Source organism: Desulfonatronum lacustre DSM 10312 (assembly GCF_000519265.1).
In the GTDB taxonomy this organism is placed as follows: Bacteria; Desulfobacterota; Desulfovibrionia; order Desulfovibrionales; family Desulfonatronaceae; genus Desulfonatronum; species Desulfonatronum lacustre.
Map to the genome: position 1 here is coordinate 2,122,052 of NZ_KI912608.1, position 12,655 is coordinate 2,134,706.

General features: G+C 61.4%; 12 protein-coding genes and 1 tRNA gene. 9 read left to right on the forward strand and 4 right to left on the reverse strand.

The features are described from left to right. The first annotated feature begins 25 nt into the window (after nt 1-25). The 5 genes from DESLA_RS0110060 to DESLA_RS0110080 are packed head-to-tail and all read left to right on the forward strand — an operon-like array spanning nt 26 to nt 4,328. Entirely contained in the window at nt 26-448 is a 423-nt protein-coding gene (locus DESLA_RS0110060; protein ID WP_028572345.1) for a hypothetical protein, read from the forward strand. Continuing rightward, nucleotides 445-1,446 (forward strand): hypothetical protein, encoded by a 1,002-nt coding sequence (locus tag DESLA_RS0110065; protein WP_028572346.1) that lies wholly within the window; start codon nt 445-447, stop codon nt 1,444-1,446. The genes DESLA_RS0110060 and DESLA_RS0110065 overlap by 4 nt, the downstream gene beginning before the upstream one ends. Next, entirely contained in the window at nt 1,443-2,462 is a 1,020-nt protein-coding gene (locus DESLA_RS19890) for a tRNA dihydrouridine synthase (protein ID WP_035261671.1), read from the forward strand. Before DESLA_RS0110065 ends, DESLA_RS19890 begins: the two co-directional genes overlap by 4 nt. Then, nucleotides 2,459-3,310, forward strand: a complete 852-nt coding sequence (ispH, locus tag DESLA_RS0110075) for a 4-hydroxy-3-methylbut-2-enyl diphosphate reductase (protein WP_028572347.1) — start codon at nt 2,459-2,461, stop codon at nt 3,308-3,310. Before DESLA_RS19890 ends, ispH begins: the two co-directional genes overlap by 4 nt. Nucleotides 3,311-3,356: 46 nt before the next feature. Further along, the gene (locus DESLA_RS0110080) at nt 3,357-4,328 is read left to right on the forward strand and encodes a chemotaxis protein (protein ID WP_028572348.1); all 972 of its coding nucleotides are present in this window, start codon (nt 3,357-3,359) and stop codon (nt 4,326-4,328) included. A 9-nt stretch (nt 4,329-4,337) separates the two neighbouring features. Here DESLA_RS0110080 and DESLA_RS0110085 read toward each other — a convergent pair whose 3' ends face one another. From DESLA_RS0110085 to DESLA_RS0110095, 3 genes are read right to left on the reverse strand one after another with little or no spacing between them, the layout of a single operon-like run. Then, nucleotides 4,338-4,787, reverse strand: a complete 450-nt coding sequence (locus DESLA_RS0110085; protein WP_028572349.1) for a metal-dependent hydrolase — start codon at nt 4,785-4,787, stop codon at nt 4,338-4,340. Between the two features lie 14 nt (nt 4,788-4,801). Beyond that, nucleotides 4,802-5,998: a SufB/SufD family protein gene (locus DESLA_RS0110090; RefSeq protein WP_051434577.1), complete on the reverse strand. Its 1,197-nt coding sequence runs from the start codon at nt 5,996-5,998 to the stop codon at nt 4,802-4,804. Continuing rightward, nucleotides 5,986-6,750, reverse strand: coding sequence for an ABC transporter ATP-binding protein (locus DESLA_RS0110095; RefSeq protein ID WP_028572351.1), 765 nt, complete (start codon nt 6,748-6,750; stop codon nt 5,986-5,988). The genes DESLA_RS0110090 and DESLA_RS0110095 overlap by 13 nt, the downstream gene beginning before the upstream one ends. 166 nt (nt 6,751-6,916) lie before the next feature. Between DESLA_RS0110095 and DESLA_RS0110100 the strand changes: the two genes are divergently transcribed. Further along, nucleotides 6,917-6,992: transfer RNA gene (locus DESLA_RS0110100), tRNA-Val, on the forward strand. 234 nt (nt 6,993-7,226) lie between these two features. Here DESLA_RS0110100 and DESLA_RS19895 read toward each other — a convergent pair. Beyond that, a complete protein-coding gene (locus tag DESLA_RS19895) occupies nt 7,227-8,819 on the reverse strand; it encodes a methyl-accepting chemotaxis protein (RefSeq protein ID WP_051434578.1) in 1,593 nt (530 codons plus the stop codon). Between the two features lie 334 nt (nt 8,820-9,153). Between DESLA_RS19895 and xseB the strand changes: the two genes are divergently transcribed. From xseB to dxs, 3 genes are all read left to right on the forward strand, one after another. Continuing rightward, the gene (xseB, locus tag DESLA_RS19900; RefSeq protein WP_035261674.1) at nt 9,154-9,435 is read left to right on the forward strand and encodes an exodeoxyribonuclease VII small subunit; all 282 of its coding nucleotides are present in this window, start codon (nt 9,154-9,156) and stop codon (nt 9,433-9,435) included. After that, nucleotides 9,416-10,315, forward strand: a complete 900-nt coding sequence (locus tag DESLA_RS0110115; protein WP_028572352.1) for a polyprenyl synthetase family protein — start codon at nt 9,416-9,418, stop codon at nt 10,313-10,315. Before xseB ends, DESLA_RS0110115 begins: the two co-directional genes overlap by 20 nt. A 289-nt stretch (nt 10,316-10,604) precedes the next feature. Continuing rightward, on the forward strand, nt 10,605-12,653 hold the full coding sequence (gene dxs / locus DESLA_RS19905; protein WP_245590037.1) for a 1-deoxy-D-xylulose-5-phosphate synthase: 2,049 nt from the start codon (nt 10,605-10,607) through the stop codon (nt 12,651-12,653). Nucleotides 12,654-12,655 lie beyond the last annotated feature (2 nt).

The window sequence follows — 12,655 nt, forward strand, 5'->3', positions numbered from 1 at the left end:
CGTCGTTTTTTTACGGTCAGGGACCATGCACATCTCATACTGGATCATACTCGTCTTGAGCCTGCTGGAAGTGGCCCTTCTGGCCGGGGTGGTCACGTTCTTTTTTCGCCTGCGCCGTTCCGAGCAACTCCTGGCCCAGCTGCAAAAAAGTCAGAACGAGTTCCTGGGCAAGATCGAAAAAAGCGTAGACCTGGAGCAGCAGTTTCTGAACAATTTCGCCGAGCGGCAAACCGAACTGCTGCACCTGGAGACGCAGCTCGCTGAACGGGAAAAACAGCTTCGCAACCTGCTCCAGCAGGCCGAAGGTCTCGCCCAGTCCCCCCAATTTCTGCGCCAAGTCATCCTCTCCGGGCACCGTAAGGGCCGGTCCATTAAATCCCTGGCCCAATCCACGGGCCTGAGCACCGATGAAGTCGAACTGATTCTGGAACAGGGCGGATCAGCATGAGGCGTTGGGGCGCTCCAACCTCCCCGTTCCACGCGACGCCTGAACGGGTGGAACGCTTTCGCGCCGACAATCGGGTCGGCGAACGGATCTCCGGCACGTTTCTGGGTTGGGACGCTCCCGGCATCGGCTGGGTAAATTTTCAAGGGACCAAACTGCTGGCCAGTATGGCCTCGCGGCCCGAAGTCGGCACCCGCCTGCATTTTCTGGTCAAGCAGCTCTTCCCGGACATCATCCTGCAAGAGTTGTCGCCCTCCGGCCTGCCCGGAACCTTTCCCCTGCTGCAACGCCTCTGGACTGAGCAGAACCGTCTGGAAGCCTCGCTGGCCTCACTCTGGTCGTCCGTTACGCCGGGGAATGACCATCGCGAACAAGCCCAGTCTCAGGCCCAAAACGAAACCCCAAACACGGCACAAGACTGGACCCGTTGCCTGGCCGCTCGCCTGGCTGCCTGGCGGAAACTCCTGAACCAACATCCCGAAGCACGCCAGGTCCTCCACCGCCTGAACGCGGCCCTGGAGCCGATCAACACGGAACTGGCCGCCAGGGGGATCGGCCGGTTCTTCGCCCTGCCCTGGCTGTCCGACCGGGTGCGCGGGGCCGGGCTGCTCCTGGGCGGGGCCCCGGTCCATCCCGGACAAAGGGCCTCCGGAACATCCGCCCCGCAAGCCGTGTTCACCTGCACGCATCCGACCCTGGGGCAAATGGAGATCCATTTCGTGCTGCCCAACCCTCACTTAGGTCCTCACCCGGACTCTCAACTTGGCCCTCAGCTGGGCCCTCAACTTGTCTGGGCCCTGCACCTGGACCTGAAAGCACTCCCGTCGCGAACCATCGCCTCGGTCTCGGACTGGCTCCAGCGGGCCTTTTCCCGCCTCGAGTCCGGCGCGCTTTTTTTTCAGGGCGTCAGGCCCCTGCCCCCGGACAACCATTCCGGCCTCCTGCCGCGCTTGCTGCTCGCCTCGACCGCGGGGCGCCCTCGGCTGCACATCAAAGTATGACCCATCCCACTTCACCGCCACATCCACCTTTGCCCATAGCTCCGGAGCAACCCTGGCTGGCCCCGCTGGCCGGCTTCTCGGACCTGTCCTTTCGCCTGCTTTGCCGGGAGCAGGGGTGCGCAGCGGCCTGTACGGAAATGGTCAGCGCCAAGGGCCTGATCTTCAACAACATGGCCACGGAGCGCATCCTGACCACCAATGCCGAGGATCACCCACTGGTTGTCCAGGTCTACGGTCCGGACGCCCAGACCTTGGGCCGAGCCATGGACCTCCTTCTGGAGCGAGGCGCACGCTATTTCGACCTCAACGCCGGCTGTTCCGTGCCCAAGGTGACCAAGACCGGCAGCGGAGCCGCGCTGCTTCGCGAACCGGAGACCCTGACCCGCATCGTCGCGACCATGATCGCCAAGGCCGGGGAAGGCCGGGTGGGCGTGAAACTGCGCCTGGGATGGCGACCAGGAGAGGACGTTCTGCCGGACCTGGCCAAGAGACTGGAAGACCTCGGCGTGGCTTGGCTGACCCTGCATCCACGCTGGGCTGCCCAGGGTTTTTCCGGGCGCGCGGATTGGGATCGGTTGGCCCGGTTGCGAGAGCACGTCACCGTGCCGATCATTGCCAGCGGCGATCTGTTCACGGCCGAGGACGCGTGGCGCTGCCTCAGGCAAACCGGGGTCAACGGCGTGATGTTCGCCCGCGGAGCGTTGTGGGACCCGGCAATTTTCCGCAAGTTTTTGTCACTGGGACCGGACGGGCGGCCCTTTCACGCCACCCCGATCTACAGCCTGGGCATCGTCCGGCGGCACATGGAACTGGCCAGGACACACCAGGACGACCGCCGCGCCCTTTTGGCCATGCGCACCATCGCCCCGCGCTATCTGCGCCAGTTCCCCGGAGCCAAACACCTTCGCACCCAACTGACCCGAATCGAATCCTGGACGCAGCTTGAAGACCTGCTCGACGAACTCACGGTCGTGCTCAACGAAACGACCGACCTCCCCAATGAGGACGCATCATGAACATCATCTTGGCCCAAACCGCCGGCTTTTGCATGGGCGTGGACATGGCCCTGCGCAAACTGGACTCCCTGCTTCACGGCCCGGATCGGAAATCCGAGGTCTGCACCCTCGGCCCGATCATCCACAACCCCCAGGTGCTCCAGGAGTACGCAGCCCGGGGCGTGTCCCAGGTGAACGACCCGGAAGCTCTGACCCCGGGCCAGACCGTGGTCATCCGGGCCCACGGCATTCCCCGCAATATCGAAACCACTCTGCAAAACAGAGGCGTGGACCTGATCGACGCCACCTGCCCCAAAGTCAAGAAGGCCCAGGTGCTCATCGCCAAACAAGCGGCCAAAGGGCGATTGATGATCCTGCTTGGAGAAGCGGACCACCCGGAAGTGCGTGGCCTGCTCAGTTATGCCGACAACGGAGCCTACGTCGTGGACTCGGAGGCAGGACTTGAAGAACTGCTTCAAGACCGGCTCGGCCCCTGCTTTCTCGCGGCCCAAACCACCCAGGACCAGGAACTGTACGCCCGGATGGCCGACCTGCTGCGCCGACGGCTCGACCCGGACATTCCGGTCCTGGACACCATTTGCGCGGCGACCATGAATCGCCAGGAAGAAGCCCGTGTCATCGCCGAACAGGTTCAGGCCATGGTCGTGGTCGGCGGACGCGAGAGCGGCAATACCCGGCGGCTGGTCCAGGTGGCCGAACAGGCCGGCATCCCGTGTTATCACGTGGAAATCGCGGACGAGCTGCCCCTTGACCAGCTTCGGGGCCTGAACGCCATCGGTATCACCGCCGGTGCCTCCACGCCCAAAAACGTCATCCAGGCGGTTGTCCAACGCTTGGAAACCATGTAACGCCCAAATCGTCCACCATTGATCCAACCTCTAGAGGGAGAACACCGTGAGCCAGACCAATATTCTGTTGGAAGCCGGAACCAACGAACTCGAAGTCGTAGAGTTCACCCTGCTGGAGCAGCCCCCCGGCCAGACGGAGGCCTACCATGGACACTACGCGGTAAACGTGGCCAAAGTGCTGGAAATCATCCGCATGCCCAAAGTCACCGAAATGCCGCAGCTGTCCGACCCTTCGGTGCTGGGCGCGTTCAACCTTCGCTCCTCGATTATTCCGCTGGTGGATCTCAGCGTCTGGCTCGGCAAGACCAAGGCCCCCCCAGCGGAGGGCGAAGAGGAAGGCAAGGTTATCGTCACCGAGTTTAACGGCGTAGTCACGGCGTTCCTGGTTTCCGGGGTCAACCGCATCCATCGGATCAACTGGGAAGAAGTCATGTCGCCGGGGGCGTATCTGGCCAGCTTCAGTTCGGACTGCATCACCGGCGTGATCAATCTGGAAGGCCGGATCGTCTTCGTGCTGGACCTGGAAAAAATCGTGGCCGAACTGAATCCCTCCATGGCGTTGCACCTGGATCTGGACTTCGAAGCCCACCGGGGCAAGGCCATGAAAGCTTTGATCGCCGACGACTCGTCATTGATCCGGAACATGCTCCGCGACCTTCTGGAAAAAGCCGGCTTCACCGTAGAAACGGCCTTTCACGGCCAGGAACTCTGGGACCGCCTCCAGAAGCTGAACCACGCCGCCAAGGAACAGGGCCGGCAGCTGACCGATTATGTTCAGATCGTGATCACGGACATCGAAATGCCCACCATGGACGGTCTGACGCTGTGTAGAAAAATCAAGGACGACCCGGACCTGGGTCGATTGCCGGTCATTCTGTTCTCATCGCTGATCACGGACAAATTGCGGCACAAAGGCGAAGCCGTGGGGGCGGACGACCAGATATCCAAGCCCGAAGTCACGCAGCTCGCCCGCCGGGCCCGGGACTTGATCGAATCTCGATTGCAGGAAAGTTCGTAGTCGCTCGAATCAGAATGTTCTGTCCAAGACCAGATGTGAGCAGTACCCGGTGACCGAGGCGAGGTAGAAGGGCAGGACCGAGGCGAAAGAGCGCTCGTAGAAGACCATGGGCAGGATGATGATCGGCAGGGGAACCAGGAGCATGGCCCACCAACTGTGGGTCCAGCCCCGATGGTGCCCCACGGCTGGGAGCAGGGCGCAGAATCCCAGCACCGCGGCCAGCCGGAACCGCCCCTGGATCATCAGCACGAGGTAGACCAACAACAAGGCCCCGTAGAACAGCACGCGGCCCTTGGAGTCCGTATCCACGTCCGGAAACAGGGCGCTGAGCAACGCGATCAGAGCCAAAAACAGCAGGGTTTGCTGATCCGGCTGGTACACGCCCAGCCAGAGCACCGTTGCCAGAACCAAACCAAAAAAAAGCGCACCTCCGAACAGGTGCGCCTTGAAACCGGGCATTTCCTCGCTCCCGTCTAGAACATGTCTTTTTCCGACTCCTGAATCGTCTTGTCGATGGTCCGGCGCAGCTTTTCAGGCAGGCCCATGATCTCCACGTTCAGAAAGCCGCGGACAATGGTGGACGTGGCTTCGTCCTCGTCCAGGCCTCGGGCCATCAGGTATTCGATTTCCTCCTGGGCGATCTTGCCCACCGCCGCTTCGTGGGACAGTTCCACGCCGGAAACCGTGCCTTCCAGTTCCGGAATGGCGTGAATGATCCCGTTGCCCAGGATCAGCCCCTTGCATTCCAGATGCCCCTTGGCCGGGACGTGGCTGCCGATGATGTGTCCCCGGGCGATGATCTTGCCCCCGGTGGTGATGGTCCGGGAAATGATCTCTCCACGGGTGTCCGGGGCGTTCAGGTAGATCCGATTACCCGTGTCCACCAGCGAGCCGGTGGGGGCGACGATCACCGAGTTGAACCGGGCCACGGCCCTGGGACCGTTCAAATAAATGGACGGATAAGACTGCACCGACTCTACGGGCTTGAGCAGGACGTAATTGCTCTGGAACTCGCCGTCCTCCTCCACCACGCCCACGGTGCGCGGCCGGACCATGACTTTCTCGCCCCAGTTGTGAATCATGGTGAAGGTCAGCTTGCCGCCCTTTTTCACGTAGAACTCGGAAATGCCCAGATGCAGCGCTGACTGCCGGTCGTGGGCCGTGGCGCAGCCGGTGATCACGTGCAGCTCCGCGCCCTCTTCCACGACAATGATGTTGTGGACGTTCTGGGCCACGGCCTCGCCCTTGATGAACAGACAGGACTGAACCGGCTCCGCGATCTTCATCCCGGCCTTGGCCCGCATGAAATAACCGCCTTGCAGCTGCTCACGGGCGGCCATCCGCGTGAAGTCGTCCTGATCCGGTTTCACCGCGTTCCAAAAATACTCCGGCAAACCGTCGTAGCGCCGTAGCGCCTCGGTGATGTCCAGGATTTCCACGTTGGGATCGCAAGTGTCGCAGTGGACGCTCTTATCGTCCACCTGGAGATACGAACCGCCTCGGCCAGCCAGATCCAGGTCCACGCCGGACATGAGCAGGCGCTCCCTGTCCTCCGGACTCAGGGACCGGATGTCCGCGATTCCCGAGCCCTTCCCGGAAAACGCGAACCTGGAGACGTCGGCCCCGGGAATGCCTTGAGAGCCCCCTTGGGGCTTGGCTAATTCAGACATCGTACGCACTCCTTGTAGCCGAATTTTCCAATATGTTCCAAAATCACGCGTGGGTTGGCCTGGCAACACAGTACGCCCTTATGGAGCACCTGGCCCCGGTCCGCGTGAACGTAGTCCAGAATGTATCCGGTATGGGTGATGATCAGCCCCGAGGTCTCCCGTTTGGCTCGGAGATCCTTCATGCTCTGGTTCGGCTTGGGCTCCTGGGAGCCGTTGAGCAGTTCCCGCACCGTGTTCCCGATCAGGGCCATGTTTTCCAGATCCACCCCGGATTCCGGCTCGTCGAACAGCAACAGGGAGGGCTTCTGGGCCATCAGTTGCAGCAACTCGGAACGCTTGATCTCTCCGCCGGAAAACCCGGCGTTGATGTCCCGTTCCAAAAACTGATCGAAATTGACCTTGCGGGCCAGGGCTTCCACGTCCACATCCCGTTCGCGATGGTGGGCGCACATGCTCACGAGGTGGCGCGTCTTCAAGCCGTGAATCGTCGGTGGCCGCTGAAAGGACATGCCGATGCCCAGCCTGGCTCGCTCGTAAATCGGGGCATGGGTGATGTCGTGCCCCCGGAAGGTGATTTTCCCGCCCGTGACCGTATAGTTCGCGAAGCCCATCAACGTCATCAGCAAGGACGTCTTGCCCGAACCGTTGGGGCCGAACAGAATGAACGTCTCCCCTTCCTTGATTTCCAGGCTGACGCCCTTGAGCACTTCCTGGCCGTCAATGGAAACCCGAAGATCCTCAATCAACAACATAAGCTTTTCCTCTCCTGCAAGTAGGTGAAAATCGCTTAGCATCGTATGCCCATCCCCCACCCAAGTCCAGTTGCCCCGGAGTCGACGATCCAAGCGAGAGAAACAACATGCAAGCATGGCAAAAAAAATCTTGCCAACGGAGAGGGTTTCACATAAAGAGGAACGCGGGCGGTTAACTCAGTGGTTAGAGTGCCATCTTCACACGGTGGAAGTCCGGGGTTCAAATCCCCGACCGCCCACCACTGAAAAACAAAGCCCTCTGAAGTAACCTTCGGAGGGCTTTTTTCGTATCTTCTGAAAAACTTGTGGCAAGCATGATCTGGATTCCCGCCTTCGCGGGAATGACTTGTTTTTCAGTGCCACCTCCGAGTCAATCATACCCTACGAAGGCGGGCGCGTTACCGCTATCCAGGTCGCTTCTACTCGGATGAGCTCAGTAATTACGCCATCTCACACCTTCTCAAAATACCGGCGAATCATGTCGGCGTGCATTCTTCCGGGGCCTGGGCGCGCATTTCGGCGATGATCGTATTCAATTCCACGGCCATGCCCGCCATCTGGGAAACGCTTTGGGCGGACTGGTTCATCACCTCGCTGGTTTCCGAGGCGATCCGGTTGATCTCGTCCACCCCGCGATTGATTTCCTCGCTGGTGGCGGACTGCTGTTCCGCCGCCGTGGCGATGGAGCGGACCTGGTCCGCGGCCTGCTCCGCCAAGCCGAGGATCTCCTGAAGAGACCGCCCGGAGAGGTTAACCTGGGAGGTGGCGTGCTCGATGGCTCCCACGGCTTGATCCATGCTCGTGATGCTGTCCCGAGTGCCCTGCTGAATGGCTGAAATGGCGTCGCCCACTTCCTTGGTGGCGTTCATGGTCTTCTCGGCCAGCTTGCGGACCTCGTCGGCCACCACGGCGAACCCGCGCCCGGCGTCCCCGGCCCGAGCCGCCTCGATGGCCGCGTTCAAAGCCAGTAAATTGGTCTGATCCGCGATGTCCTCGATCACGTTCATGATCCGTCCGATCTGTTCGGCCTGCTGGCCGAGCTGGCCCAAACTGGACCGCACTTCCGAAGACTGTGACTGAACCTTGGTGATGGCCGCCACGGACTCGCCGACAACCTTGGCCCCCTCCACGGCCTTGCCCCTGGCCTGATCCGACGCCTCGGCGGCACTGGAGGCGTTTCTGGCCACCTCCAAGACCGTGGCGTTCATTTCCTCCATGGCCGTTGCCGTTTCCGCGGTCCGGGAACGCTGCTCCTCCGCGCCGTGCCTGGCCTCATCCACCTGAGCGGCCAGGCCCGCGGCGGCCGCGGCCAACGACTTGGACACCCCGGTGGCCTTGCCGGCCGCGGAGGAAATGATATCGTTCCGTTCGCACAATTTGGCCTCGGAGGCTCGGATGTCGGACAAGTCCGTATAAATGCACAGAGCGCCCATCAGTTGGCCTTCGATATCGAACAACGGCGCGGCGTCGATGTGGATGTTCCGCTTACCGCCCTTGCGCCCGGTGAACTCCACCTCTTTGCTGATGGAACGATTCTCCTTCATGGCAATCCCCAACACCGTCTGCCGCTTTTCACCGTAAAAAAACATGGAGACGTCCTGCCCGTAGTAGTCCTCGGGCTTGCCTTCGTGCTCCAGCATCCTGATCAGTCCTTGATTACCGTAAATGAAGACTTCGTTGGTATCCGTGACCACGAAGGGCGTGACCATGCTGCGCATCACGCCCTTGGACAGGCTGAGTTCATGCTTGAGATGGGTCAGCATGTCTCGCAGGCCTTCCTGGCTTTGCCCAAGCAGCCCGGAATCCGAAACCTGCTCGGGCAGTTGACGATAATTTCCCGCGACGATGGCCAAGGCGCATGTCCGATTGCTTCGCAGCACAGCGGTCAGCCCTGAAAGAAAACCCCACATCAACAGCCCGATCAACACGCATCCGGCGATCACCACGCCCAGGATCGTCCAGGTCGAAACCTGGGCCAGATGCAAGCCCACGGCAATCACTGGAATGGCCAATACCGTCCCAAGCCCGGCCAGACGAAATCCTTCCACGGATCGGACAACATGCCGCATGTTCAGCTCCTTATCTTCCAAGTGAAAAAATACGTCCCGATGTTTCGTCAAGGAACCTTGTCGGCTCCGAACCTTGAATCTCGCCGACGGAGTGTATCAGGTCGTCGAGCCTCTGAAAAACAGTTCCAAAGTAGTCGAACCAAAACCACACGTCTCCATCAAATGCAAGCCCGTGGGCGATTTTGAGCTTTCATTTCGATCTTTCTCGGCATCGTGCGTCTTCCCCCTTGAGTGTTCGCCCACCCACTGGTATTGCCAACGACGACCACGGGGCGCGGCGGCGGCCCGGAGACACTCTTTCCGTCCGGACCGACGGAGCCACCCGAGGAAAAACATGCCACCGAAAAAAAAAGAACCGGGCTTTGACGACAGGCTGACCGAGCTGCAAGGCATCGTGGCGCGCCTGGAAAACGAGGATCTGCCGCTGGAAGCCGGGGTGGCCCTGTTTAAGGAAGGCGTCATACTGGCCAAGACCTGCCGCAAGCAGCTGGAATCGGCCAAAAATGAAGTAATGGTCCTTTCCCAGGGTCTGCTGGAGCCTTTTGACCAGGATTATCCCGCCGCCAGCCCGCAACCCGGTGAATCGGAGCACAACGATGAAGTCATATCTTTCTGAACTGGGAAACGAGGTGGATCGCTATCTGACCGCGTGCCTCAAGCGCCCCGGCGTACCGGAGCCGCTCCTTCAGGCCATGGAATACAGCCTGCTGGCCGGAGGCAAGCGGCTGCGACCGGTCCTGTGTCTGGTCTGGGCGGAAATGGTCGGAGCACGCCGGGACCATGTCCTGCCTGCTGCAGCGGCCCTGGAATGCATCCATACCTATTCCCTGATCCACGACGACCTGCCGGCCATGGACGATGACGATTTGCGCCGGGGCAAGCCTTCCAATCACAAGCGCTTCGGGGAAGCTCTGGCCATCCTGGCCGGAGACGCCTTGCTCACCGAGGCTTTCGGCCTGCTCTTCTCCTGCGCCGTCCCGGCCGAGCGGATGCTCGCCGCCGGACGGGAACTGGCCCGGGCCGCCGGAGCCGCCGGGATGGTCGGAGGGCAGGTTCTGGACATGCAGTGGACCGGCGGCACGGCGACGGTGGAGGAACTGTCGCGCATGCAGGAACTCAAAACCGGAGCCATGATCCGCGCTTCCTGCGTCTGCGGAGCGCTCCTGGGCGGAGCCACTGAGGCGGATTTGGCACGGGCCGCGGACTATGGGACGCACATCGGCCGGGCCTTCCAGATCACGGACGACATTCTGGACGTCATCGGCGATCAAACCGTCTTAGGCAAACCCGTGGGCAGCGACCAGGACCAGGGCAAGGTCACCTACCCCGCCCTGATCGGCCTGGAAGCCAGTCGAGACCTGGCCCGGTCGCATACGGACCAGGCCCTCGCCGCTCTGGCCGTGTCTTCGGACGCGCCGGACATGTCGGACCTCACGCGCCGCCACGCCTGGTTCCTGCGGGAACTGGCCGAGTACATCCTGACCCGGGCGACCTGAACCCGAGCGACCTGGCCAGGTGTCAGGGCAAATTTATTCTCGATCCTCACGCGCTATCAGGATCAATATCGAAATCGAAATCGAAATCGTGATCGAAATCGAACGCCATATCCAAGAAAAGCCGAAATCGGGGTGATGCTCAGTATTTTCCGATTTCAATTTCGATCGCGATTTCGATTTTTTTGATGAGAACAGATGCCCTTGACCAACTATATTGCCATTTGCCGATTCGCTCTTGACCGGGTATCCTTTTCAGCCACCATAGCCCAGCTTCACAAGTGACCCAACCATGCCCAGCCATTCCAACGCCACGTTCATGCCCAGGGAGGCAGTTCCATTGCAACAGCCCGTCGATGAAACCAGCGCCGGCCCGCGCGACGCGACTCCGCAAGCGTCGGCCCATGCCCGCAACCGAATCGAAATTCCTGACGGGCATGCCCTGTTTTCCGCCATCAATCATCCCAAGGACATTAACGAACTGAACATCGCCCAGTTGGAAGCCGTGGCCCGGGAGGTCCGCCGGGCGATCATCTCCACGGTTTCGGCCAACGGCGGGCATCTGGCTCCGTCCCTGGGCGTGACCGACCTGACCCTGGCCCTGCTCAAGGTGTTCAACCCGGAACATGATCGGCTGGTCTGGGATGTGGGCCATCAAGCCTATGCCTACAAAATCTTGACCGGTCGCCGGGAAAATTTCCATACCCTGCGCACCCTGGGCGGGATCAGCGGTTTTCCGCGCATGGCCGAAAGCCCCTTCGACCATTTCGGCGTGGGGCACTCCAGCACCTCCATCTCCGCGGCTCTGGGAATGGCCATCGCCCGCGATCTGGCCGACGAGGACCATACCGTGGCCGCCATCATCGGCGACGGCTCCATGACCGCCGGCTTGGCTTATGAGGGCCTGAACCAGGCCGGAGACCTGGGGGTGAACCTGACCGTGGTGCTCAACGACAACGAGATGTCCATCTCCCGCAACGTCGGAGCCTTGTCCTCCTTCCTCAGCCGCAAGCTCTCCAAGCGCTGGGTGCAGCGCTTCAAGCAGCAGATGGAAACCTGGATGCGCCAGGTTCCACGATTCGGGGACGACCTGGCCAACTACGCCCGGCTCAGTGAATCCTCTTTCAAAGGATTCTTCACCCCGGGAATGATCTTCGAGGCCTTCAAGTTCAACTACATCGGCCCGATCAACGGACACAGCATGCCGGACATGGTGGACATTTTCCAGCAAGTCAAGGACCTGGAAGGCCCGGTCCTGGTCCACGTGTTGACTACCAAGGGCAAGGGCTACGCCCCGGCGGAAAACAACCCCACCTATTTCCACGGCGTGGGCTGCTTTGTTCCGGAAACCGGCGAAGCCAAGAAGATTTCCGCCTGCCTGCCGCCCTACACGGAAATCTTCGGACGAACCCTGGTGGACCTGGCCGCGAAAAACGACAAGATCGTGGCCATCACCGCGGCCATGCCCGAAGGCACCGGGCTGAACTATTTCGCGGACGCCTATCCGGACCGTTTCTTCGACGTGGGCATCTGCGAGCAGCACGCCGTGACCATGGCCGCCGGACTGGCCTCCCAGGGCTACAGGCCGGTGGTGGCGGTCTACTCCACTTTTCTCCAACGCTCCTACGACCAGGTGGTCCACGACGTCTGCCTTCAGAACCTGCCGGTAACCCTTTGCCTGGACCGGGCCGGACTGGTGGGCGAGGACGGAGCGACCCACCACGGCACCTTCGATATTTCCTTTCTGCGCCACATCCCCAACCTGCTGTTCATGGCCCCCAAGGACGAGGCGGAACTGCAACGCATGCTGGTCACGGCCCTGAATCACCCCGGCCCGGCCGCCATTCGCTACCCTCGCGGCGTGGGCGTGGGCGCACCGTCTCAGGACGACCCCTCACCGCTGTCCCCGGGCCAGGGCGAAACCCTGCGCGACGGAGGAGAGGCGGTGGTCGTGGCCCTGGGCAGCCGGGTGCATCCCGCACTGGAAGCCGCCGGGGAATTGGCCAAAGAAACGGGTCGCGAGGTCGCCGTGTTCAACGCCCGGTTCATCAAGCCGCTGCCCAAAGCCCAATTGCTGGAACTGGCTCGAACTCACTCCCGGATGCTGATCGTGGAGGAAAACGTGGTGGCCGGCGGCTTCGGGTCCGCGGTGCTGGAACTGTTCGCGGCCCAAGGCATGCTCCGCGGCCAGCGCATTCGCTTGCTGGGCATCCCGGACGTCTTCGTGGAGCACGGTCCGCAGCGAATGCTGCGCAAGCAACTCGGCCTGGACAAAACCGGGATCAAGGATGCGCTGGGCGAGCTCTTTGCCGCGGCACCTCTGAGTCAAAAGGATAGCTGACT